This window comes from Flavobacterium pectinovorum (assembly GCF_900142715.1).
GTDB classification, from domain to species: domain Bacteria; phylum Bacteroidota; class Bacteroidia; order Flavobacteriales; family Flavobacteriaceae; genus Flavobacterium; species Flavobacterium pectinovorum.
In genome coordinates, this window is sequence record NZ_FRBX01000001.1 from 930782 (window position 1) to 954695 (window position 23914).

Annotated in this window: 30 protein-coding genes; 21 read left to right on the forward strand and 9 right to left on the reverse strand. The window is 33.2% G+C overall.

What is annotated here, in order from left to right:
- Positions 1–3: 3 nt before the first annotated feature.
- Positions 4–306, reverse strand: a complete 303-nt coding sequence (locus BUE22_RS03845; protein ID WP_041518777.1) for an ArsR/SmtB family transcription factor — start codon at positions 304–306, stop codon at positions 4–6.
- Between the two features lie 300 nt (positions 307–606).
- On the opposite strand from BUE22_RS03845, the gene BUE22_RS03850 reads away from it, so the two are divergent.
- Together BUE22_RS03850 and BUE22_RS03855 are read left to right on the forward strand one after the other, a co-directional pair.
- On the forward strand, positions 607–1098 hold the full coding sequence (locus tag BUE22_RS03850) for a TlpA family protein disulfide reductase (RefSeq protein WP_073393788.1): 492 nt from the start codon (positions 607–609) through the stop codon (positions 1096–1098).
- Between the two features lie 252 nt (positions 1099–1350).
- The gene (locus BUE22_RS03855; RefSeq protein ID WP_124020503.1) at positions 1351–1824 is read left to right on the forward strand and encodes a hypothetical protein; all 474 of its coding nucleotides are present in this window, start codon (positions 1351–1353) and stop codon (positions 1822–1824) included.
- A 7-nt stretch (positions 1825–1831) separates the two neighbouring features.
- Here BUE22_RS03855 and BUE22_RS03860 read toward each other — a convergent pair whose 3' ends face one another.
- Together BUE22_RS03860 and BUE22_RS03865 are read right to left on the reverse strand one after the other, a co-directional pair.
- Entirely contained in the window at positions 1832–2698 is an 867-nt protein-coding gene (locus BUE22_RS03860; RefSeq protein ID WP_073393790.1) for a chromate resistance protein ChrB domain-containing protein, read from the reverse strand.
- 14 nt (positions 2699–2712) lie between these two features.
- A complete protein-coding gene (locus tag BUE22_RS03865; protein ID WP_073393791.1) occupies positions 2713–3096 on the reverse strand; it encodes a hypothetical protein in 384 nt (127 codons plus the stop codon).
- Positions 3097–3316: 220 nt separating this feature from the next.
- Between BUE22_RS03865 and galA the strand changes: the two genes are divergently transcribed.
- Both galA and BUE22_RS03875 read left to right on the forward strand, forming a co-directional pair.
- Complete coding sequence (galA, locus tag BUE22_RS03870; RefSeq protein WP_073393792.1) at positions 3317–6133, forward strand: beta-galactosidase GalA; 2817 nt, start codon at positions 3317–3319, stop codon at positions 6131–6133.
- Positions 6134–6317: 184 nt separating this feature from the next.
- Entirely contained in the window at positions 6318–7892 is a 1575-nt protein-coding gene (locus tag BUE22_RS03875; RefSeq protein WP_073393793.1) for a Na+/H+ antiporter, read from the forward strand.
- A 269-nt stretch (positions 7893–8161) separates the two neighbouring features.
- Here the strand turns inward: BUE22_RS03875 and BUE22_RS03880 are convergent, their stop codons facing one another.
- Both BUE22_RS03880 and BUE22_RS03885 read right to left on the reverse strand, forming a co-directional pair.
- The gene (locus tag BUE22_RS03880) at positions 8162–9184 is read right to left on the reverse strand and encodes an MBL fold metallo-hydrolase (protein ID WP_073393794.1); all 1023 of its coding nucleotides are present in this window, start codon (positions 9182–9184) and stop codon (positions 8162–8164) included.
- Positions 9185–9286: 102 nt separating this feature from the next.
- Positions 9287–9874 (reverse strand): Crp/Fnr family transcriptional regulator, encoded by a 588-nt coding sequence (locus tag BUE22_RS03885; protein ID WP_073393795.1) that lies wholly within the window; start codon positions 9872–9874, stop codon positions 9287–9289.
- A gap of 193 nt (positions 9875–10067) precedes the next feature.
- Here BUE22_RS03885 and BUE22_RS03890 point away from each other — a divergent pair, with 193 nt between their 5' ends.
- From BUE22_RS03890 to BUE22_RS03905, 4 genes are all read left to right on the forward strand, one after another.
- Positions 10068–10940 carry a helix-turn-helix domain-containing protein gene (locus tag BUE22_RS03890; protein ID WP_073393796.1) on the forward strand — a complete coding sequence of 291 codons (873 nt, stop codon included), beginning with the start codon at positions 10068–10070 and terminating at the stop codon, positions 10938–10940.
- 184 nt (positions 10941–11124) lie between these two features.
- Positions 11125–11535, forward strand: a complete 411-nt coding sequence (locus BUE22_RS03895; protein ID WP_073393797.1) for a (R)-mandelonitrile lyase — start codon at positions 11125–11127, stop codon at positions 11533–11535.
- 24 nt (positions 11536–11559) lie between these two features.
- On the forward strand, positions 11560–11967 hold the full coding sequence (locus BUE22_RS03900; RefSeq protein ID WP_042564436.1) for a cupin domain-containing protein: 408 nt from the start codon (positions 11560–11562) through the stop codon (positions 11965–11967).
- 127 nt (positions 11968–12094) lie between these two features.
- The gene (locus BUE22_RS03905) at positions 12095–13147 is read left to right on the forward strand and encodes an NAD(P)-dependent alcohol dehydrogenase (protein ID WP_073393798.1); all 1053 of its coding nucleotides are present in this window, start codon (positions 12095–12097) and stop codon (positions 13145–13147) included.
- A 199-nt stretch (positions 13148–13346) separates the two neighbouring features.
- On the opposite strand, the gene BUE22_RS03910 is transcribed toward BUE22_RS03905, so the two are convergent.
- Entirely contained in the window at positions 13347–13934 is a 588-nt protein-coding gene (locus tag BUE22_RS03910) for a DUF4142 domain-containing protein (RefSeq protein WP_073393799.1), read from the reverse strand.
- A gap of 248 nt (positions 13935–14182) precedes the next feature.
- Here BUE22_RS03910 and BUE22_RS03915 point away from each other — a divergent pair, with 248 nt between their 5' ends.
- From BUE22_RS03915 to BUE22_RS03930, 4 genes are read left to right on the forward strand one after another with little or no spacing between them, the layout of a single operon-like run.
- Positions 14183–14662: a hypothetical protein gene (locus BUE22_RS03915; protein WP_073393800.1), complete on the forward strand. Its 480-nt coding sequence runs from the start codon at positions 14183–14185 to the stop codon at positions 14660–14662.
- 24 nt (positions 14663–14686) lie between these two features.
- Positions 14687–15184 (forward strand): hypothetical protein, encoded by a 498-nt coding sequence (locus BUE22_RS03920; RefSeq protein WP_073393801.1) that lies wholly within the window; start codon positions 14687–14689, stop codon positions 15182–15184.
- Between the two features lie 56 nt (positions 15185–15240).
- Positions 15241–15741: a hypothetical protein gene (locus BUE22_RS03925; RefSeq protein ID WP_073393802.1), complete on the forward strand. Its 501-nt coding sequence runs from the start codon at positions 15241–15243 to the stop codon at positions 15739–15741.
- Between the two features lie 47 nt (positions 15742–15788).
- Positions 15789–16190 (forward strand): hypothetical protein, encoded by a 402-nt coding sequence (locus BUE22_RS03930; RefSeq protein WP_073393803.1) that lies wholly within the window; start codon positions 15789–15791, stop codon positions 16188–16190.
- Between the two features lie 51 nt (positions 16191–16241).
- Here BUE22_RS03930 and BUE22_RS24025 read toward each other — a convergent pair whose 3' ends face one another.
- Positions 16242–16535, reverse strand: coding sequence for a hypothetical protein (locus BUE22_RS24025; RefSeq protein ID WP_317043522.1), 294 nt, complete (start codon positions 16533–16535; stop codon positions 16242–16244).
- Between BUE22_RS24025 and BUE22_RS24030 the strand changes: the two genes are divergently transcribed.
- The 5 genes from BUE22_RS24030 to BUE22_RS03955 all read left to right on the forward strand — a co-directional run bounded on the left by BUE22_RS24030 (position 16534) and on the right by BUE22_RS03955 (position 19578).
- The gene (locus BUE22_RS24030) at positions 16534–16668 is read left to right on the forward strand and encodes a hypothetical protein (protein ID WP_317043523.1); all 135 of its coding nucleotides are present in this window, start codon (positions 16534–16536) and stop codon (positions 16666–16668) included. The genes BUE22_RS24025 and BUE22_RS24030 overlap by 2 nt on opposite strands.
- A gap of 8 nt (positions 16669–16676) precedes the next feature.
- Positions 16677–17231, forward strand: coding sequence for a hypothetical protein (locus BUE22_RS03940; RefSeq protein ID WP_073393804.1), 555 nt, complete (start codon positions 16677–16679; stop codon positions 17229–17231).
- Positions 17232–17419: 188 nt separating this feature from the next.
- Entirely contained in the window at positions 17420–17659 is a 240-nt protein-coding gene (locus BUE22_RS03945) for a Rho termination factor (protein WP_073393805.1), read from the forward strand.
- Positions 17660–17687: 28 nt separating this feature from the next.
- Complete coding sequence (locus BUE22_RS03950; RefSeq protein ID WP_073393806.1) at positions 17688–18773, forward strand: DNA topoisomerase IB; 1086 nt, start codon at positions 17688–17690, stop codon at positions 18771–18773.
- A 157-nt stretch (positions 18774–18930) separates the two neighbouring features.
- Entirely contained in the window at positions 18931–19578 is a 648-nt protein-coding gene (locus BUE22_RS03955; protein WP_073393807.1) for a DUF5661 family protein, read from the forward strand.
- 71 nt (positions 19579–19649) lie between these two features.
- Here BUE22_RS03955 and BUE22_RS03960 read toward each other — a convergent pair whose 3' ends face one another.
- Positions 19650–20288 carry a hypothetical protein gene (locus BUE22_RS03960; RefSeq protein WP_073393808.1) on the reverse strand — a complete coding sequence of 213 codons (639 nt, stop codon included), beginning with the start codon at positions 20286–20288 and terminating at the stop codon, positions 19650–19652.
- A 190-nt stretch (positions 20289–20478) separates the two neighbouring features.
- Here BUE22_RS03960 and BUE22_RS03965 point away from each other — a divergent pair, with 190 nt between their 5' ends.
- The 3 genes from BUE22_RS03965 to BUE22_RS03975 all read left to right on the forward strand — a co-directional run bounded on the left by BUE22_RS03965 (position 20479) and on the right by BUE22_RS03975 (position 22608).
- Entirely contained in the window at positions 20479–21069 is a 591-nt protein-coding gene (locus BUE22_RS03965; protein ID WP_073393809.1) for a YciE/YciF ferroxidase family protein, read from the forward strand.
- Between the two features lie 85 nt (positions 21070–21154).
- A complete protein-coding gene (locus tag BUE22_RS03970; RefSeq protein ID WP_073393810.1) occupies positions 21155–21886 on the forward strand; it encodes a DNA-formamidopyrimidine glycosylase family protein in 732 nt (243 codons plus the stop codon).
- Positions 21883–22608 (forward strand): DUF72 domain-containing protein, encoded by a 726-nt coding sequence (locus BUE22_RS03975; RefSeq protein ID WP_073393811.1) that lies wholly within the window; start codon positions 21883–21885, stop codon positions 22606–22608. The genes BUE22_RS03970 and BUE22_RS03975 overlap by 4 nt, the downstream gene beginning before the upstream one ends.
- Before the next feature lie 114 nt (positions 22609–22722).
- On the opposite strand, the gene BUE22_RS03980 is transcribed toward BUE22_RS03975, so the two are convergent.
- Positions 22723–23226 carry a pyridoxamine 5'-phosphate oxidase family protein gene (locus tag BUE22_RS03980; RefSeq protein ID WP_073393812.1) on the reverse strand — a complete coding sequence of 168 codons (504 nt, stop codon included), beginning with the start codon at positions 23224–23226 and terminating at the stop codon, positions 22723–22725.
- Between the two features lie 242 nt (positions 23227–23468).
- Here BUE22_RS03980 and BUE22_RS03985 point away from each other — a divergent pair, with 242 nt between their 5' ends.
- Positions 23469–23900 carry a response regulator gene (locus tag BUE22_RS03985; protein ID WP_042564448.1) on the forward strand — a complete coding sequence of 144 codons (432 nt, stop codon included), beginning with the start codon at positions 23469–23471 and terminating at the stop codon, positions 23898–23900.
- The last annotated feature ends 14 nt before the right edge of the window (positions 23901–23914 follow it).

Consider the following 23914-nt stretch of genomic DNA (forward strand, 5'->3'; position numbering starts at 1 on the left):
AATTTACAAATTAGATTGAATTAATTTACTGAGTGCTTCAAAGGCACCTTCGTTGCGTTTATAGTAAGTCCATTGTCCTACGCGTTTGGATTCTATGAATCCGGCGCGTTGTAAAATAGACAGGTATTCTGAAACTGTTGATTGCGTCAAGCCCGCTTTGGCCTGAATTTGTCCCACACAAACGCCGTGTTCAAATCCGGCGTGCTGAAGCTGATCCGGAAAGTTTATTTCGGGTTCTTTTAACCATTCCAGCATTTGCAATCTGGACTTATTAGATAATGCTTTAAAGATTTCTATATTTTCCATGGTGCAAATATATCGACTTTTCCCGATATACCAATTTAAAGATTTTTTTTTAGGATAATTTTAAGAAGGAGAGGAGAAAGTTTATATTTGTTTTGTGGATTAATATTGCAAAGTCGCGAAGTTAGTTTCACGCAGATTTAAAAAGATTTAAGCAGATAGTATTTATATTTTTTTAAATTAAATCTGCCCTAATCAGCTGAATCTGCGTGAAAAAATCTTTTAAGCATTTATTTGAAGCATAAAAAAACGATGCGACTTTGTAAGAATTGAAACGAACCCCAATAAATAACTTAATCGATTATGAAAAAAACTTTACTTATTTTAGGATTATTATTCTGTGTATTAACAAGTTCGAAAGCTCAGGTTATTGGAACTGATGTTGGAGATATTGCACCAGAAATAGATCTTCCGGATCCAAAAGGAAACAACGTTGTACTTTCTTCTTTAAGGGGAGATTTGGTTTTGGTTGATTTCTGGGCATCATGGTGCGGGCCTTGTACGAAAGAACATCCTGAACTTATAAAATTATACAATACTTATCAGGGAAAATTTTCGATTTACAGCGTTTCGATGGATACTAAAAAACCACTTTGGCTGGCTGCAATTGCCAAACAAAAATTACCATGGACTCAAGTAAGCGATTTAAAATACTGGACTTCACCAGTTGTCGGCGATTATATGCTGCAATCTGTTCCGCTAAATTTTTTAATTGACAAAAACGGAATTATCGTCGCCAAAAATATTCATGGAAATGCTTTGAATGAAATGGTGAAGAGTATATTAGGACAATAGAGTTTTTTTGTTTCAGGTTTCAAGTTTCAGGTTTTGGATTGCGAAACTTTGTCTATATACTAAAGTTTACACAAAGCGGATAAACGTTAAACCCGACAGTCCCGAAGCCTCGGGATAAAACCTGTCGGGTTTAATCGCTTTACGGAGAAAAACTTATTTTGAATGAATTGCCGATCTTTGTCAAAGTTTAAAACTTTGACAAAGATTCTTGTTGAAACTTAATACAAAACAAAACCTGAAACAAATCAATTTATGCAATCAAACCTCAGTTTGTCTGAATTTCGTAGAAGATTGACCGATAATACAGAAATTGGTTCTCCAAAAGCAGCATTGGGGCAGGTTAGAGTTTTTGCTTTATCTGGTGCAGTAAAGCCTTTTTATGGATTTTTTGATGACAACAGTTTTAGTTTAACTATAAATTCATTAAAATCATCAACTTTTTTTATTGTGAAAGGAAACTACAAGAATGGTAATAATGGAGTAGAAGTAGATTATATTGTTGAATCGGGCAATAAATACCAGCAATTTTGGTCACACTATTCTCCAATAATTTTGATTGTGGCCATTAATATATTTTTTCTCTTTTTCGCAAGAGGACTAAGACGAGCGTCTACCATTGTGAATTTGTTTTTACTTTTTTTGGCTTTCTATTCGAGATGGTATGAAGAGCGGAAGAGACAAAAGTTAGAAAAAAAGTTTATCAGTATTTTTGAAATAAAAAGATAAGTACGAGCTATTTACTTTTTCCATCAGAATTACTTTTCAGTGCATTTTTTCTATACGAAGAAGGATTTTTCCCTGTATGTAATTTGAATATTCTCGTAAAATGGCTTTGATCTGAAAAGCCTGTCATGTAAGCGATTTCAGTAAGCGTGTAAGTTGAATTCTGAATAAGATTTATGGCTTTTTCGATTCTTAATTTTCGAACATATTTACCAAAATTTAAATCTTCAAAGTATTTAGAAAACTCCCGTGATAAATAAGAAGGATTGAGTTCTAAATCATTTGATATTTTTTTAAGATCGAAAGTAAATTGTGCGTCGATTTGATCCTGAATTATTTCTTTTAAATCTTTAACCCAGGAAGGCGTTTTTTTACCTGCTTTTTTTTCGCTTAAAAATTTATTATAGACTTCATGAAGCAAATTTTCAAAAGGGCTATTTTGCAGATGATTTTGTTTGTAAAGATGCGTAGCCCAACTGTAAAGCGCATCGTAGAGAATCATTCCGTTTTTTAGCAATTCTAAATCGTCTGTGATATTATGAGAAAGTCCGGCCGAAATTGCCCAAAGGCCAGATGATTCTTTTGCAATTTCATGTCGGTCTGTATCCGCGCCACGAACAATTTTTGCCATAATTAAAACCGCAGGATCTTTAATTTGATATTTCTTAATGATGTAATCAAAAGTACATTCTTCATTATAATGCGTAAATTCTACATCAGGAATATCAAAAGGAATTGCGTTTAATTCTTTTGCTTTGGTAATGACTTCATTAAAAGGAACATAAAAAAAATCAGCTTCAGGATCAACAAATTTTTGAATCAGCCATGGACAAGCAATTCTGTCAATCTTTGGCCTTTCTCTTGTAATCCACTTCATTTTATTTAAATAGATTAATTTAACCCATCAATAATAGTTCTTACGCCTCCAAAATTGGTTTTTAGCATTTCTCTTACCTGAAATTGTGTTTTATTTCGGGTCACGCTATCCCATTCTTTAAAATCATAAACGTGAATATTTTTCGCATACGGATTGGTAACGAAAGAAAGTCTTGCGATTGAATATTTAAAATATTTTAATTCATGCGAAATATGTCGGTTTGGCACAACGATAAGAATGGTTTCAAAATCCAGAAAATTCTTTGGCACATCGTCCCTTTCGCTCAAGCCAAGATGATCAAAAAAAGCAACTATTTTTTGATCATTTAGTTTGTCAATTTCCTGATCTATACGCTTAATAGTGCTAAGAAGCGTATCTTCATCTTTAATAACACTCATGGTACTACTTTTTTAGTTGAATTTCAATATAAAATTACGCCAAAAGAACAAGAACTGCCAAAAGAACCCTAATAGAATCATTCTAAATTTTTTAACACCTAATTTTCAGTCTTATTTAAGAACAATAAATTATGATTTGATAAAATACTATTATTTTAATCAAATTAAAAACAATATTTTTATCGCTATTTTACAACCATTATCCGTTAACCACGTTTTTATGAAAGCTATTTTTCCAAAAGGAATTCTGTTCTGTTTTATTTTCTTGATTTCTTATTCTGCTTCGGCACAAAATAAATCAGAAAGAGATTTGACCCTGATCGATAAAGATTGGCGATTTTCATTTGGACATTTATTTGATACCGGAAAAGATTTTGGTCATGCAACGGGATATTTTTCCTACTTAACCAAAACGGGATTTGGAGATGGTCCTGCATCCAGCAATTTTGATGACAGAGCATGGAGAAAACTAGATCTTCCGCACGATTGGGCGGTTGAACAATCCTTTAGCGAAAAAGCGAGTTTTAGTCATGGTTTTAAAACTGCAGGAAAAGGTTTTCCTGAAAAAAGCATTGGCTGGTACCGAAAAAAAATCAGTATTCCGGAAAGTGATAAAAGCAAAATTATTTCGCTAAAATTTGACGGCGTTTTTAGAAATTCGAAAGTGTTTTTTAACGGCTATTTCCTTGGAACAGAAGAGAGCGGATACAACAGTTTTGAATATGATGTAACGGCGTATGTGAATTACGGTGGAGAAAATACGATTGTCGTGCGTGTTGATGCCTCAATGGAAGAAGGCTGGTTTTACGAAGGCGCTGGAATTTACAGACATGTTTATTTGAAAAAAACGAATCCGCTTCATGTGGCGCAAAACGGAACTTATGTGACTTCTGAAATAAAAGAAAATAAGGCAGAAGTTTCAGCCGAAGTTACTATCGAAAACAAAGGAAATTATAAAGGAGCAATCGAAATTATTCAGACGATTTTGGATGCTCAGGGAAAACAAATTACAACGGTTTCTGAAAACGGAACTGCTCCAAATTTTTATCAAACAACAAATTACACTTCAAAATTAACGGTTAATAATCCATTATTATGGGATATTGAAAATCCGAATTTATATCGTTTAATAACTGAAATTAAGCAGGAAGGAAAAATTATAGACCGTTATGAAACTTCGTTCGGGATTAGAACCATAAAGTTTGATGCCGAGAAAGGTTTTTTCCTTAACGGAAAATCGGTAAAACTAAAAGGAACAAATAACCATCAGGATCATGCAGGAATTGGAACGGCTTTGCCGGATGAATTGCAGTATTTCAGAATTAAAAAACTGAAAGAAATGGGTTCGAATGCGTATCGCTGTTCGCATCATCCGCCAACGCAGGAACTTCTTGAAGCCTGCGATAAACTGGGAATGCTGGTTATTGATGAAACCCGTTTGATGGGAATTAATGATTATCATTTGAATGATTTGGAGCGCATGATAAAACGCGATCGCAACCATCCGAGTATTTTTTGCTGGTCGGTTGGAAATGAGGAATGGAATATTGAAGGCAATATTACAGGTGAACGTATTACGAATGTGATGCAGGAATTTACGAAAGGTATCGATGCTACAAGACCTGTAACGGTGGGAATTAGCAGCGGTTTTAAAAGCGGAATTTCATCGGTTGTAGAAATTATGGGATATAATTACATGGGCAACGGCGATATTGATGCACACAGAAATCAGTTTAAACAACAGCCGGGAATGGGAACAGAGGAAGGCTCTACTTTTGCAACGCGAGGAGTTTATTTTACAGATGATGCCAAACATTACCAAAGCGCTTACGATAAAAAACCGCGCCCAAGTTTTTTTAGTATTGAAGAAGGCTGGAAATTTTATGCTGAAAGACCATATTTAGCAGGAATGTTTATCTGGACGGGTTTTGATTATCGCGGAGAGCCAACGCCTTACGGCTGGCCATCGGTTACTTCGTATTTTGGGATGATGGATGTTTGCGGTTTCCCGAAAGACAATGTTTTCTATTTGAAATCGTGGTGGGGAACTGAACCTGTTTTGCACATTATGCCTCATTGGAACTGGAGTACAGGAAAAGAAATCGATGTTTGGGTACATTCTAATTGTGATGAAGTAGAACTTTTCCTGAATAAAGAAAGTCTTGGTAAAAAGAAAATGGAACAAAACGGACATTTAGAATGGAAGGTAAAATATATTCCGGGGACGCTTGAAGCGGTTGGTTATAAAAATGGAAAAAAGGTGCTTTCGGACATTCAAAAAACTACAGAGAATGCTCAAAACATCAAACTTTCTGTTGATAAAGAAAACATTTCGAATGCAAATGTTGTGGTTATTACAGCTGAAACAACTGATGAAAAAGGAGCACATGTACCAACTGCAAATCACGAAATGACTTTTTCTATAAAAGGCGGAAAGATTCTTGGAGTAGGAAATGGAAACCCAACATCTTTAGAAAGAGATAAATTTATTGATAACATAGAGTTGTTAGCTATAACTAATTTTGAGGAGAAGAAATTAGCTTCGGCTAATATTTCTAACCAAATTACTGTTGAAGCTGATAATAACTGGAAAGAAGCTTTTAAAGACAGAGATTATAAAAATCAAGCTCCTGCATATGTGTATCGCGGAAAATTTGATTTGAAAAACAATATTAAAACAAACACAGTTACTTTCTTTTACAAAAAAATCGGAATAAACGCAGTCGTTTTTGTGAACGGAAATAAAATTCCGGCAAGTACAGATGATGATCAAAAATATATTTTGAATGCGGCTGTTTTAAAACAAGGTTTAAACACAATTCAAATTATTGCGCCGCCTTTGCAAAAAAATAAAGACTGGGATGTTATGAATACAGATCCGGGAATTATTCAGGTAATTACACCTGCAGAACAATGGAAACGAAAATTATTTAACGGATACGCACAAATCATTATTCAGAAAGATGAAAATGCAGCCGAAGTTATTTTATCGGCTACAGCCAAAGGATTAAAAACGGGAACAATTACTGTAAAATAGTTATTTATGTTTTGTGTCAGGCTGAGCGGAGTCGAAGCCCTCTCCAGGTAAAAAGCCTTCGACTCCGCTCAGGGTGACACTCATTTCTAAAACTCCTAAACTGAAATTACTTTATCCAAAAAATATTTCCTATCTTGATATTCAAAAGATTAATAATTATTTTTACTTTTAATAAAACCCTCAAATGTTAGATAATCTCGCGTTTTATATCGGTATCGTCATTGTTATCCTTTTCCTGATTATGGCGAGCAACAAAATAAAAGTTGCTTATCCGGTTTTATTGGTTTTGGCGGGATTGGCGATTAGTTTTATTCCCGGAATTCCGAAATTGCGTATCGATCCCGAACTTATTTTTTTCATATTCCTTCCACCATTATTATATGAAGCGTCCTGGAAAATTTCATGGAAAGAACTCTGGCGCTGGCGACGCATTATAACCAGTTTTGCCTTTTTGGTGGTCTTTTTTACAGCACTTTCTGTTGCACTTTTTTCGAATTATTTTATACCGGGATTTTCACTCGCATTAGGTTTTTTGCTTGGCGGAATTGTTTCTCCTCCTGATGCTGTAAGTGTGGGCGCCATTATGAAATTTGTAAAAGTACCCCGCCGAATGTCTTCTATTTTAGAAGGTGAAAGTTTGTTGAATGACGCTTCATCGCTGATTATTTTTCGCTTTGCGCTAATAACCGCAGGTACGGGACAATTTGTTTGGTATAATGCTGTAACGAGTTTTGGATGGATGGTAATTGCGGGAGTTGGAGTTGGCGTAGCAATTGGTTTTATTTTCATGAAACTGCATAAATATTTGCCCACAGATGCCAATATAGATATCGTATTTTCTATCGTAACGCCTTATGTTATTTATCTCGTTGCCGAGGAAATTCACAGTTCTGGTGTTCTTGCCGTTGTAAGTGGCGGATTATTATTATCGAATAACCGGCTTTCGTTTTTAAGCAGCACATCGCGATTGCGCGGCGTTAATGTCTGGGAAAGTTTCTGCTTTATCCTCAACGGATTAATTTTTATGTTTATTGGTCTTGACTTACCCGAAATTACTTCAGGGTTGGGAGATGTGAGTCTTTCCTCAGCGATTGGTTATGGTCTTTTGATTACATTGGTTTTGATTATTGCGAGATTAATATCGGCTTATGCGGCTGTAATTGTGACTTTGATAGCCCGAAATTTTATAACAGTTGCAGATTCCAGACATCCGGGTTACAAAGGAATTGTAATTATTGGATGGTCTGGTATGCGAGGTGTTGTATCGTTGGCAGCGGCGTTATCTATTCCCGTTTATGCGCAGGGCGGAGCTGAGTTTCCGCAAAGAAATTTGATTCTCTTCATCACTTTTGTTGTTATATTGACCACATTGCTTTTACAAGGACTTACGTTGCCGTGGCTTATTAAAAAATTAAATATGCCGGATCCTGATTTTATTATGCCCGATGATGAAATGTATAATAAGTTAAGACGAATGCTTTCTCAACAGGCTCTGAATCATTTAAAAACAAACTACAGCCAACATCTTGAAACTGAAAAAGTATTGCAGCAACTCGCTGTAAAATGGGAAGATGCAAGTGTTTCTAACAACGAAGATATTTTAATGACCGAAGAAGCCAAAAAAGTTTACAGAGAAATATTAAACCTGCAAAGACAATGGCTTACAGATAAAAACAAAGATCACCGAATTGATGAAGAAATTGTGCGCAAGCATATTTTGCATTTAGATCTTGAGGAAGAGAAATTGCATTTCCTTTAAAATTTGTTTCAGGTTTCAGGTTTGTTTTGTTTCAAGTTTCAAACTTTGTCTATAAACTAAAGTTTACACATAGTTTTGTCATCTCGACGGAGGAGAGATCACACGCGTAAGTCTACAAAGATTGGCGATTTTGATTGCGGAGTTTCTAGTGTGATCTCTCCTCCGTCGAGATGACAAACTGAGCGTAAATTAGTAACGTATATCAAACCCGACAGGTTTTTAAAACCTGTCGGGTTTATTACGCAAACCTGAAACCTGAAACAAAAAAACTAATTCACCTCTTTCTTAACCATTTTCCAACTTCCTTTTTCTTTAGAATAAGTTTCAGTTATAAAAACATTTTTAGCCTCTTTTCCTTCAAGTTTAATTGCTTCGATATAAGTTAGTACAGCCGTATTTTCATCAGAAGAAACAATTCTGAAATCTTCGGTATTTAAAGATTCATTTTGCTGTGATAAAAGTCTCAATAATGGTTCTTCTTTAATGTATTTTGTTAATTCAGAAGTAGAAACAGGTCCATTGTGAGTAGGGTAAATTGTTTTTACTTTGTTATCTAATGCAATTTTCTCGATTAGTTTTAAATTTTGATCTGCGAGTTGTCTGTTTTCATGATAAAAATGTTCTCTTACATGATGACCGTCAGGTGCTAAACCTCCGCCTTGCGCTTTAAATGTGCCTACGAAAGCATCTCCAACAAAAAGATTATCGCCAATCAAAATCAATAAATCTCCCGGAGTGTGTCCGCCTTTTATTGGAATTATTTTTCCATCAAAGCCATATTTTTTAAGATCGATATTGGCATTTTCGACAATAATATCCGGCGTAAAAGCGGGATAATCTAAGTCGGAATACTGGCGAAGTCTTGTTCCCCAAATGCTCACATCTTCAGATTTTGATAATTCGGTTTTGCCTGAAGTAAATTTGTTTAAATCGGCTTTGCTTCCGGCAATTTTGGTTTTGAAATTTTGCTGCAGAAATCTCGCATTTCCTGCATGATCGCCGTGTCCGTGTGTAACAATGGCAAGAGCAATATTTTCGGGTTTAAAACCTAATTTTTTGATAGCACTTATCAAACTATCCTGATATCCGGCAACGGGAACTCCGGTATCAATTAAAATCAGTTTTTCTGAATTTCCTTTTACCAGATAAGCTTCAGTAAAATAGTTCTGAATATGGAAAATCTCAACTTTACTATTGTCTTTGTTTTGTGCCGTAATGCTGGAAGTGATAAATAAAAACCATAGTAATAATGAAAATATTCTCGTATGGTTTGGGTAAATTGTCTTTTTCATTTTTATTTGAATTAAATTATTTTGTCGGTATTGACAATGCAAATTTGAGACAGAATAAAACGAATAAAAATGAACTGGTTTAGGAAATAAGGTTGAACTGGTTTAACTTTTTGAAGTTTTTCTGTTGCGAATTTTACTTAAATATTCGGTACTAAAACCAAGATAAGAAGCCAAAGCATATTGCGGAACGCGTTTTGCAATTGCCGAATATTTGCTCATGAATTCGTCGTAGCGTTCTTCGGCCGTTTTGGTAAAATTAGATAAAAGTCGTTTTTGATGAAAAGCCAAGGAACGCTGGGTAATAATGCGTTCGAATTTTTCAAGTTTCGGAATTTCCTCCAAAAACTTCTGTTCGTCTTCGTATTCAATTTGAATTAAAACAGAATCTTCCAGAGCTTCTACAAATAAAGTTGCAGGTTCCTGATAAATCAAACTGCTGTAATCAGAAATCCACCAATCTTCGATAGCAAACGAAAGTGTATGTTCTTTTCCTTCATTATCGACCAAATAACCTCTAAATGCGCCTTTTACAACATAACTTTTGTGTTTGCATACAAAACCCGGCTGCACGATAAACTGTCTTTTTTTGACTTTGGTAATCTTCAAAAAAGTCGCCAGATGCGTTTTTTCAGCGTCTGTCAAATCAACGTATCTTGATATATAGTCTATTACGGGTTGTACTTCTTTCATGTAACAAAGATAAAAAAGAAAAGGGTTTGTTTTGTTTCAGGTTCCAAGTTTCAATCTTTGTGGACAAACTAAGAACAAAACCCGACAGGTTTTTAAAACCTGTCGGGTTTATTGAGCAAAGTGAAAACTTGAAACTTAAAACTTGAAACAAAAAAACTTATTAATTTTTATTTGATTTTCATAACTTTGCAAAATGAAAGAGCAAAGCGTATGTCAGGCAACAGAACTCGGAATTAACGATTTAAAGTTAAAAGGGTTTAAAGTTTATGAGATAAATGGTGATGTAAGTAAAATTCCAACCTATAACCGCAGGGATTATTACAAAATTTGCATTAATACCAGCAAAAGTCTTATTCATTATGCAGATCGGGGAATCGAAACTGACGGAACTATTTTGTTTTTTGGAAATCCGCATATTCCATATTCGTGGGATACACTTTCACCTACTTATGAAGGATACGCCTGTGTTTTTACCGAAGATTTTTTAAAGGTAAACGACCGTTCAGAAAGTCTTCATGAGTCGCCTTTGTTTAAAATAGGCGGAACTCCAATTTTCTCATTATCAGATCAACAGAAGGTTTTTGTTGATTCTCTTTTTGTAAAAATGATTGAAGAACAAGAAACAGATTATGTTTTTAAAGATGATTTAATGCGCAATTATATCAATTTGATTTTGCATGAATCGATGAAAATGCAGCCGTCAGAAAATTTCTTTAAACATAAAAATGCTTCTTCACGAATAACTTCTTTATTTCTGGAATTGCTGGAAAGACAATTTCCCGTTGAAACTAAAGATCAGCCACTTGTTTTAAAAACTCCACAAGATTATGCTCAAAGTCTTGCCGTACATGTAAACCACTTAAATCGTTCGGTTAAAGAAGTGACCGGAAAACCTACTACAGCCCATATTACTGAACGAATTATTGGTGAAGCCAAAGCCTTGTTACAACACACAGATTGGAGTATTGCCGACATCGGTTATTCACTTGGATTTGAATATCCGAGCTATTTTAATAATTACTTTAAAAGACTTACCGGAACAATTCCGAAATCGTTAAGAATGTAAATTGTTTCATATTCTTAATTTTTTGTTTGATTATTGTTATCTCGGGTTCGCTTTACTAAAGTAATTTTGCGTCGAAATAATTAGTATTAATCCTTTATCGGTTTTCTGCAAACTAAATAAAACTTCTTAAAGCACATTCTTGCTTTGCTGATTTAGTTTTCCCGATAGTAAAAAACAAATAATTATGAAAACTACAGAAAATCAATTAAATGAAATTTTTCCTAAAGGCGATTTGGCTTCGGCAGATTACTTTACGGGAAAAGCCTGGGTTAAAATGCTGGTGCCAAACGACCCAATTTTAAATACTGCAGTTGGTAATGTCGTTTTCGAACCCGGTGCAAGAAACAATTGGCACACACATCCCGGAGGACAAATTTTGATTGTAACGCACGGAACAGGTTACTATCAGGAAATTGGAAAACCAATTCAATTGCTAAAGGAAGGTGATGTGGTAAATATTCAACCCGAAGTTAAACATTGGCACGGAGCATCTCCAGAAAGCGAATTTACCCATATTGCCATCAGTACAAATACTCAACTGGGAATTGTAGACTGGCTTGAGCCTGTAACTGATGAACAATATAATAGTTTTTAATAACCAAACTCAAAACCAATTATTATGTCAACAACTTATTCTACCGTTATCGAAGAAGGGAAAGTTCCCAATACTTATATGACTGGTGATGTTTCCTATAAAAAACAAACCAGCGATATTCACCCTGAAAATACAATGATCAAAGAAGTAACCTTTGAACCTGGCGCAAGAAGCAACTGGCACGTAAATGCAAGTTTGCAATTGCTTATCGCGACAAACGGAATTGGTTATTTTCAGGAAAAAGGCCAAGCAATACGATTACTTCATAAAGACGAAGTGGTTACTATTTTACCGGGAATAGAACATTGGTACGGTGCAACGCCATTTAGTAAATTCTCTTACATCATCATCATCACAGAAGTTGATAAAGGCTCAGGAAGCTGGTTACAAAGCGTAACCGATGAAGAGTATTTTAGTTACGGAGTGAAATAAGATTCTAAGATGCTGAGTTGCTAAGGTCCTAAGTTTTAATCTTTGCGACCTGGCGCCTTTGTGGCTATAAAAAGTAACCTGAAACCTGAAACAAAGAAAACCTGAAACAAATTTAAACCCCCTTAAAATGGAAACAAAAAACATAAAAGCCTTTGGTACAGAAGCTGCTGAAGCACCTTTACAAACATTAGACATCAAACGAAGAGGCGTATTGGCACATGATGTTGAAATCGAGATTTTATATTGTGGAATTTGCCATTCTGATTTGCATTCTGCCCGTAACGAGTGGCACGGGACTATTTATCCAATTGTTCCCGGACACGAAATTGTGGGAAGAGTTACAAAAGTTGGCGAGCATGTAAAAAACTTCAAAGTGGGTCAATTAGCCGGAGTAGGCTGTATGGTTGATTCTTGCCGAGAATGCGAACATTGTAAAGAAGGCCTGGAGCAATTTTGTGAGCCTGGAAATACATTGACATTCAACTCTCCTGACACTCATTTGGGCGGACAAACTTTTGGGGGTTATTCTGAAAGTATTGTTGTTGATGAAAATTATGTGTTGCATATTTCAGATAAACTTGATCTTGCCGGAGTTGCACCTTTACTTTGTGCCGGAATCACGACTTATTCTCCGTTAAAACACTGGAAAGTAGGTCCAGGACAAAGAGTAGGAGTTGTGGGTATTGGTGGTTTAGGACATATGGGAATCAAATTAGCGAAAGCTATGGGCGCTCATGTTGTTGTTTTTACGACTTCATTATCTAAAACCGAAGATGCAAAACGTTTAGGCGCAGATGAAGTTGTTTTATCTACAGATCCTGAACAAATGGCAAAATATGCCAGAAGTTTACACTTTATTTTAGATTGTGTTTCGGCTCAGCATAATATAGACGATTACCTAAATTTATTGAAAGTAGATGGAAATATGGTTTTGGTTGGCGCTCCAATGGAACCACTTCCTGTAACGTCTTTCAGCCTTTTAATGGGAAGAAGAAGCTTCGCTGGATCAAACATTGGTGGAATTGCAGAAACTCAGGAAATGCTGGACTTCTGCGCCCAACACAACATCACCGCAGATATTGAATTAATTGGAGTAAACGATGTAAACAATGCTTACGAAAGATTACTTAAAGGAGATATTAAATATCGTTTTGTGATTGATATGGCTTCTTTGAAATAGGTTCAAAGTAGCAAAGGGACATAGGTTTAGAGATTTTTAAACTTTGTGGTAGAAATAGACAAACTAACTAAACTAAACTAAACTAAACCTTTGAACCTATGCAACTCTGTACCTTTGTCCCTTAAAGAAAAAAAATAAACCCCTTAAGCAATTCAACTCTTAAGGGGTTTCTCAAAAAAAAATACCAGTACCAATTATTTTATTTTTTATCCAGATTTTGTTTTAGCATTTTGGCATGTTCTAAATGTGCTGTTAAACCAGCGATATTATTAGAAGCCCAAAGTCTAATATCTGCATCTTTTGCGTTTTCAGAAGCTTTTTTAAGCTTATCAATTGCTTTTTCATGACCATCAATCATCATGTCAGCAAATTTTTTGTCGAAATCAACACCAGTTTTCTCGTTTAGTTTATTGTATTCTTCCTGACCATCTTCAGTTAACGAAGTTGGTAACGTAAAGTTTTTTGTTTTAGCCAAAGCACTTACTTCAGATGCTGATTTAGTGTGCTCATCAACAAGCATTTTACCAAAACTTTTTACCTCTGCATTTGTACTTTTAGTTTGCGCTAGTTTTCCAATTTCGATTTCAGCTAGGTTAATTTCAGCCTGATCTACCAAAAATTCAGAATCATCTTCTTTGCTGTCGATAGAGTCAAATTTAGCTTCGTTAGCATCTTCAGCAACCTCTTTTGGATCTTCTTGTTTAGTTTCGTTTTTGCAAGAATTTAAAAATATAATGATTAGTCCGGCGCCTAAAATAACTTTTCCTGCTAATAGTAACTTTTTCATGATTTTATGGTTTAAATGTTATGATGTAAAATTATATAGGATGTAGATGGAATGTTTTACAGCATTTTTAGATAATGTTACAGGATTTCAAGATTGAGGTTTTGATTTGAATAAACCGTATAAATACTTAGTGCTAATTTTTAATTTATAACTACACTTGCTGAGGATTTAATTATAGCGATTACGGTTTTCCATAAACTAGCTGGAAATTGAATTATGATATTTGTTTAATTAAAAATATTCTCATTATGAAAAAAATCGTATTCTCATTTATTATAATTATATGTTTGTCTTCTTGTAATCAAGTAAGAACTGAAAAACCAATAATATCTAAAAACCAGATTGTAATTAATCTTAAAAATATTGCAGGGAAAAGAAAACTAGATGTTGATAAAATATTAGGAAAACCAGATAATGTTGAAACTTTTAAAGAAAGTAGTACTCCTTGTAAAGATATACCTTGTGAAAAAGCCTATTATCAAAAAGACAAATTTGAGATAATATTTATAGATGGAAAAGCAGATTGGATTACTGTTAATGATTTATCTCAATATGATTTTGATGAAGAAAATATTAAACTACTCGGACTTTCTATTGCTACGCCAGATTTCAAAAATCCACAAGATGTAATTCGCTGGAAAAATATTGAGAATATTAATGAGATCAATATTTTCAACGATGGATCAAATAAAATATCATATGCTTACATTAAAGTTGTAACGAAATAATTATTATTAAAAAAAGGATTGAATATGGAAACAACGATTAAAGAAATTAGTGGAAATGCAGTTATTCCATTACTTAATGTTTCAAATAATGGGGCTAAAAAAATAAAAGAATTCTTTATCAATTGCTCTGAATTGGAAGATTATAATCATGTTGATATTACAGAATCTGAAAAACATAAAACATTATATAAAGAATTAAAAGAAATGGATGGGCCATGTCTATATTTTTTTGAAATTCTATCTGATAATCTAACATCTGATATAATTGATAAAATAAAAGAATATTCAAATAGTGAAAATTCCAAATCAATTCCTGCGATAAAAAAGACTATTCCAGAAAGTAAAATACTTTATGTAGGCAAAGTTAAGCGTCACTTTTGGGGAAGATTAATTCAACATTTAGGTTTTTATAAAGTAAATAGAACTCAAGGACTTCAATTATTCTATTGGTCAAAACAGTTAAATTTGAATATTAAAGTAACAGTTTTCGAATTCGAACCAGAAATGATTAAGCATAAATAGTTAATGAGAAGGAATGTCATAATATTTATTATATTTTTATATTAGCAAATAAATAAATGACATTGAAAATAAACTATACTTTAGATCGGGAAGATTATAAAAAAGCAGGAACAGAATTAATTACGAAAAGGTACATATTTCTGATAACTTACTTTTCTCTGGTTTCAGTTATAGTGAGTTATACATTTGTATACAAAGACTTTAATTGGTCGGAATTTTTATTTATTTCAGCTATTTTTTTCTTTTTTGCCTTGATTGTCATTAGTATTATTCCTGATTTAATAAAACATTCAAAAATCAAAAAACTAATAGATTCACAACCTGATTTATTAGGGGAAAAGTCTTTAGAAATAAAACCAGATGGAATAGAATTTAATAATTTTTATAACAATGTTGTCAAAGTGTATGAGTGGCATACTATTAAAAAGACATATATCACGAAAAATTACAGTTTTATAACTTTAAAAAATAGGACTTCATTTATCATTAAAAATGAAGATTTAAAAGAATCTGATTTTATTAAAGAATTAAAATCAAAAATTAAAACTTCTTTTTAAAAATTATATTCTTTACGTTCTCGCAACAGCAGAAAAACCGAATCAAAATGAAAAACCTACTTAGATTATTGTTATTAATTTTCTTCTCGAATGCTCTGATAAGCTGCGATCCTTCACAGCATATTTCATTTATAAACAAAACAGATTTTGATGTAAAGATTAAAATTAATTTAGATCCTAAAGTAAAAGATATTCAACTTTATCAAAATGCAGAAAATGATTCGATTGTTTATAATTTAAAGAAAAGTGACACCGCTACAATTTATTGTGGAATTGGAACCTGGTCAACTAACGAAACTGTAAAATTTGCCAATTCGATAAATAATCTTGAAATTGAAACAAAAGACACTAAAACTATTTACAAGTCTAAAAAAGCCATAAAGGATATTTTAGATAAAAACATAAAAGGTATTTTGGTAAAAAGTCTTATAGAGATTAATATTGAATAAAGAGATACTAGTAAAAAACAAACAAATAGAAACCATGCCATCAATAATAAATCAAAAATCAGTCAAAATATTTCTACGTTTGGCACTTTCAATTAGTTTTCTTTCGGCAGTTGCAGATTGATTCGGACTTTGGAGTAAACAGGTTTCAGCTTGGGGAAATTGGGAAAACTTCGTAGCATATACCAAAGTATTAAATCCGTTAATTCCTGAAAGTTTGATTAATCCGGTTGGAATTATTGCTACAGCAGCAGAAATTATTTTTCCTGTCTTTCTGCTTTTAGGTTTCAAGACTGAACTGTTTGCAAGACTTAGCGGTTTCTTATTATTGTTATTTGCTTTATCCATGACATTTTCAACAGGAATAAAAGGCGCTTTTGATTATTCGGTTTTTACATCTGCGGCAGCAGCTTTTTCTTTGAGCTTAATGAAAGAAAAATATCTTGAAATTGATGTTTATCTTCAGAATAAAAATAATTAAATATAAAAATGAATAAAACATTACTTGTCTGTTTATTATTAGTTAGTTACAACTCTCATTCGCAAATAGGTGAAGGGCAAAAGTTTTGTGAAGAGTCTAAAATCGGTAATTATTTTCCCGTCACCTCCTATAATTTTAATAAAAAAATATTTTGGTATAAGACTTTTTATTATGAAGTAAAAAAAGGTACAAAAATTATTAATGGAAAGACGTACACTGAATTTGAACAAGAATGGGAAGATAAAAGGATTAGTTTATTGTATTTTCGAGAAGAAAATGGTGTTATATATCAATATAATCAAGATACAAAAGAAGAATCTATTAGATATAGCATTAATTTTAAAGAAGGAGATAAATGGGAAACAGCAGATGGAAAAGATCACTATAAAATTATTTCATTTACCGGAGAGTTAAGAACTCCGTATTGCATATATAAAAACCTACTGGTAATCGAAGCCAAAGTGAGTTATGGAAATTTTAAATTTTATTATTTTAGGGGTCATGGTTACATTGGTGCGACTAAAGATGATAAGTTGGTTTCTTGTGTAACTCCGGAAAGATAACTCAAAACTCATAACTTCAAAACAAAAAATCCCAATTCAACAGAATTTGGGATTTTTTGTTTTAAGAACCCTTTGATGTATAGTTAATTATGAAAGTATGCAAAAGAATTATATAACGAATTCCAGGCTGTTTTTAAGGAACTTTGATATTACGCTTTACGGAGTACTAACCACAAAATTTAATCGTCATGCAAAATTCAGGAATTAAGAACAAAGAACATTACGAGACTCTTATACACAAGGTTTTAAGTAACGAAAAATATGGACAAACTGCTAATTCTTCTAACGTTGGAGAAAAAAGCGGAAGAACAAAACCATATGAGGAATGGACGAAAGAAGAGCTCTATCAGCAAGCCAGAAAAGTTGGTGTGGAAGGCCGCTCTTATATGAATAAAAGAAACTTAATCAAATCATTACGAAATAACTAGAATGCAAAATTTATATCTTCAATAAATTATGAATGCCAAACTCTCTCAGGAAAAATTAATGAAACAATTGATACAGTCACCTCAATTGGTTCTAGAAAAATTAGATTTAGTATATGTAAGCGATAACAGCTTAACGATCGAGCGTTGCAGAGAAGGCGAGGGGTTTGTTTATAAAAAAAACGGAAGATGTATAAAAGCAAAAAACGAAATAAAACGCTTTAACAGCCTCGTGCTTCCGCCTGCGTGGGAAAAAGTGCGAATTGCAGATTTGTCAAACGGTCATCTTCAGGCTGTTGGAACGGATGTTAAAAACAGAAAACAATACCGTTATCATCCAAAATGGAATCTTATCAGAAATCAGACTAAATTTTATAAAATAGCCGAATTTGGAAAATACCTCCCAAAAATAAGAGAACAGGTCGATCAGGATCTTGCTCAGAAAGAGTGGTGTAAAAACAAAGTTACAGCACTTGTAATTCGCTTAATGGAAGAAACGCATATCAGAATCGGAAATGAAAAATATGCGAAAGACAACAAATCGTACGGACTTTCGACATTAAGAAAAAAGCACATTAACATCGACAAAAATACGCTACGTTTTGAATTCGTTGGAAAAAAAGGCGTAAAACATACTATAACGACCAGAAACAAACAACTGGTTAAACTGGTAGGGCGATGTGAAGAAATTCCGGGTATGGAAGTTTTTAAATATTATGATGAAAATGGCGAACGCAAAGTTTTAGATAGTCATATGGTGAATTCTTATCTGCATGATATTACAGGAAAATATTTTAGCGCCAAGGATTTTAGAACATGGGGAGCATCCTTAATATTTTTCGAAACTTTAATGGAAATCGGGACAACAACCGAAGAAAAAGAAATTAAAAAGAATATTCTGGACGCTTTTGAAACTACAGCCGAGTCTTTGGGAAATACAAAAAATGTATGTAAAAACTATTATGTACATCCGCTCATTGTGGCAAGTTATGAAGATGGATCAATTCAGCAATATTTTGATCGCGCAAAAAAATGCCGAAGCAATCAGCCGCATTTTTCGCATTCTGAAATTGCTTTTTCAGAATTAATAGGCAATTTTCAGCCCGAATTTTCATAATGAAACGGATTGAGCTAATAATTGAACGTTTTGAGTTAACAGTTTCCTTTTTTATGTAGCAACTTTGAGAAATATAAAAGGATTCAAGTTGGGGACAAAACGACACATTACCATTGGTACATGTGTCGTTTTAATTTAAACTAATAATCTAAATAAAATGGGAACAAAAAGTGGCGCTTATCAGGATGTTTATATCAAAAGAGATGACAAAATCGTAAGCTTAAAAAATGATGTAACAGATTTTTGTGAGAAATATATAAAACCTGTTCATCCTGAAAATTGGGATTGGTCGGTAAGAGATTTTGAAAATCCTGAAAATGATCCAACAATTGATGAAGCGCGTGCTATTGCGGCTGTCGTTTACAGAGATTTAAGCGAAGATAAAGATACAGATGTTGATCTTTCGACTATGGATAATGTTGAAGCTATTAAGGCTTATTTGAATCCAAAAAGCAAGCACGAACGATTTAATATGGAAGAGTTTGCCTTTGCCTTAAAAGTAGAACTTGAACATGGCAGGGTAAGAGACGTAAATGTAACCAACAATCATCCGTTTTTAACCGCTATGATTGCGCTTGCACATATGACAGAAAGTTTAACGTATTACAAAAGACTGGCCGTTATGGAAGCACAAGGCGAAATTTTTGAGATTATGCGAAAAATCGAAAGCTCAGAAACCGGAAAAGAAGAATGGTATAAAGAATTAGGCAAAGCCGAAATCGAATTAACAGAAGCCCGATTAGGTCTTGCAGAACGTTTGGAGAGAATGGACGATATCCCAACTTTAACTAAAATTGGGGACTAAAAAAACTGCTTAAGGCAAAAAAACGCCGTTACTAATTTTAGTAACGGCGTTTTTTTAATCTATATTTTCGATTAGAATTTTCTGGGATCGTTATCATTATAATCATCTCCAGAATCTTCTTCCTCGATTTCTCCCGGTTCCAAATCGTCTTCTAAATCATCATCGTCATCATCAGGATCTAATTCCTGTAAATCCTCATCTGATTCTGTTAATTCTTCAGAGTCTGAAGGATTGTCGAATTCATCGTTAAGGTTATCTGCATTTTCATCATAAAGAAGATCTCCTGTAGTGTGCGTGTGATCGTCAAGTTCTTCTTCTTCTTCTCTGTCATCTTCATATTCTTCCTCATCTTCCTCATCAAATTCATCTGCAGAATTGGTAAAATCATCATTTACATTATCTGATGGGTTATCAAATTCATCATTTAAATCATCTGCGTCATCTACCAGATCGCCCGGTTGATGAAAATCGTCATCCAAATCGTCTAAATCATCTTCATTTGTAATACGTTCCTGATCCGGAATGGCTTTATTAGGATCATATCCATTTATAGTAAAACCATAATTTTTAACATCACCCTGATGACTAGCTCTTCTGATTTCGTCATTATTATAGAGCTTCTCGTTCATAATATTGTTTTGTCTGTTTAAATTTTGATTTCGCGGATCTCTATTTTCTACAGTACTATTTCTTTTATCAGTAGTTTCCATGACAAGTTAATTTTATTGTTCGTATAATACAAATCTAATTACTAAGGTGTAGGATTGTCTTATAGAATTAAAATCGCTAATTCTATAATTCACAGATGATTATATTGTAAATAATGTAAGAAATACTATAACTGATTGCTACTAATCAAAAGTACTTTTACAATTATTAATAACAATTAAATTATTTATCATGGAAACTAAAAATAAGAAACAGACTACGACAAAAAAAGCTGCACCAAAACAAACAACAAAAGCAGGAGTAACAAAACCAAAATCAAATGCTGCATCCGGACTTACAGAACTGTTTGAAGATGGATTAAAAGACATTTATTGGGCAGAAAAAGCTTTGACAAAAGCGCTTCCCCTAATGGCAAAAAATGCAACATCTGCAGAACTAATTGATGCGATTACAAACCATTTAACAGAAACTGAAGAACATGTAGCCAGATTGGAACAGGTTTTTGCAAGTATTGGTAAAAAAGCAACTGCAAAAAAATGCGATGCAATGGAGGGGTTAATTGAAGAAGGTAAGAGTATCCTTGAAGAAACTGAAGTTGGCGTTGTTCGTGATGCAGGAATTATTGCTGCCAGCCAGAAAATCGAACATTATGAAATTGCGACTTATGGAACTTTAAGACAATTTGCAGAAACACTTGGTCTTACAGAAGCCGCTTCCTTATTAGAATTAACTCTTGACGAAGAAAAAGGCGCAGATAAACTATTGACAGAAGTTGCTGTAAATGCAATTAATGTTGAGGCTGCCGAAGAAGATGAAGCTTAGTTTTCAAAATATCTAAAAAGTGCAGTAATAAAAGCTGCACTTTTTTTTCATTTTTTAAAATTTAAATCAAAAAATATTATTCATTATGCCCGAAGGTCCGTCTATCGTAATTCTAAAAGAAGAAACTGAGCAATTTTCAGGAAAAAAAGTGATTTCGGTTTCTGGAAACAGCGCTATTGATTTAGAGCGAATAGAAGGTAAAGTTATACAAGCGATTAAAACATGGGGAAAACATTATTTAATTTGTTTTGATGATTTTACGGTTAAGATTCATTTGCTAATGTTTGGCACTTATCGTATTAATGAAAGAAAAGAAACCATACCCAGATTAAGTATCGTTTTCTCAAATGGAGAACTTAATTTTTATACCTGTTCGGTTAAAATTTTAGAAGGTGATATTAATCTGCATTATGATTGGGAAGAAGATGTAATGAATATAAAATGGAGTCCTGAAAAAGCAAAGCTAAGTCTGGAGAAAATTCCGAATAAGATGATTTGTGATGCGGTTTTAGATCAGAATATATTTTCTGGCGTTGGTAATATTATTAAAAATGAAGTTTTATACCGATGCCATGTTCATCCGGAATCTTTAACAGGGAAAATTCCACACGATAAAATAGACGAAATAATTGATGAATGCTCCATTTACAGTTTCGAATTTTTAGAATGGAAAAAGAAATCTGAATTAAAAAAACACTGGCTGGCACATACAAAAAAAATTTGTTTAAGATGCAGTCTTCCTTTTATAAAAAAACATACCGGCACAAAAAAACGCAGTAGTTTTTTCTGTACCAACTGTCAACAATTATACATATGAAAAAAGTAATAAAAATAGGATGTTCAAGTTATAATAACCGTTTTTGGAAAGGTATTTTTTATCCGGAAGATTTACCAACCAAAAATTGGTTCAATTTTTATTGTCGCCATTTTAAGACCTATGAAATGAATGGTACTTTTTATAAATTTCCAACAATCAGAATAATGGAAAACTGGTATAAAAAAGCACCGGATAATTTTTTGTTTTCAGTAAAAGTTCCCAAAGAAATCACGCACATTAAAAAGCTGGTGGATTGCAAAGAGCAAATCACAGAATTTTATAATGTATGTGATGATGGTTTAGAAGAAAAACTAGGCTGTATTCTTTTTCAGTTTCCTCCAAGTTTTGATTATACCGAAGAAAGGCTTTATACTATTATTAAAACATTAGATAAAAGCTTTAAAAATGTAGTTGAATTTCGGCATAAAAGCTGGTGGAATCAGGAAGTTTGGAATGCTTTTCAACAAAACAAAATAACCTTTTGCAGTGTAAGTTATCCAGGATTGCCAGAAGATATTTTAACCCAATTTCCGCTTATCTATGTTCGTTTTCATGGAAATAAAAAACTGTTTTATTCGAGTTATTCTTCTGAAGAATTAGAAAATGTAAAAAAGAAAATTGAGGATAAATCAGGTTTCGTTTATTTTAATAACACAGCAAGCGAAGCAGGAATTTTGAATGCTTTGGAGTTTAAAAATATGGAATTAACTGTAAAAAATTAACCGCAAAGTTCGCAAGGATTTACGCAAGGTTAGCAAAGTTTTTTAAGCTTTGCGTTGTGACCTTTGCGTAAATCCTTGCGAACTTTGCGGTTAAAATTTATGTGTTTGAAATAACTATAATTTCAAACTTCCCTCAATTCCGTCATCCATTGTTTTTCCGGTAACAAAAGCGGCGGTCATTTTTGCAATAGCAACCATTTTTCCGTTTTTATTGTTCCAGTAATAACCATCTTCAGGAATTACTTTAATAATGCTCAAATTTGGATCATCTTCGCCGCCCGGCATCCATACTTTTATAATAGGATCATATAATTCGTGAATTATTTCAGGATTGTACAAAATGCTGGCAGTTCCATGTAAGGTTAAAAATTTATCATGCGGTTCAGAAAAAAATATTTCAACCGTTGGATTTTGTGTAATCTCTGCATTTTGGCTGCTATTTCTATCAGATAAAAACCAAAGCTGACCCAGATCGTCAATTTTTTGAACAGACATTGGTCGCGATTGTAATTTATTTTCAAGATTATAAGTACACAGCATGCATGTTTTTATATTTTCTGCAAGATCTTTTATTTTATCTACAGCAAATTCGTTTGTAAGGTCTTTATGATCTCCCATGGCTCTATATTTTAAGTTATTTGTAAAGTTTTTTCAAAACTAATTTGACTGTCGTACAAAAGGTATTTTTGAAAAATTATTATATGTAAAGTTGCTGTTTTTTAGATTTTTAGTTCTTATAGAATTAAAATTATAAGTTATGAGATTTCTATTATTTACTTTTTTGTGAGAATTTAAAATCAATTGTTATATTTTATTTATTTGAATTATCTTTGGTCCGTAATTATACCACTTTCACATATATGACAGATTTGACCGTATTTTATACCGATGATGATGAAGATGATTTGAGCATTTTCGCCGATGCTGTTGAATCATTGCCTAAGAAAATTGATCTTTTAACTTATAATGGCGGAGAGAAATTATTAACGGCAATTTATAATCCGCCGCCAACTCCACATGTTGTTTTTTTAGATTTAAATATGCCTGGTAAAAATGGTTTTGATGTTTTGGCAGAACTTAGAAATTCTGAAGATAAAAAAGACATTCCAATTGTTATTTTTTCTACTTCAAATGAGCCTGGTATTATAGAAAAATGCCGTACACTTGGTGCTAATTTTTTTATTACCAAGCCAGTTTTAATGAAAGATATTGTAAAATCTATAGAACATGCTCTGGAAATTGATTGGAAAAACTTCGTTCCCGGACCTAAAAACTTTGTTTACAAATCATAAATAAACAGTGTAAC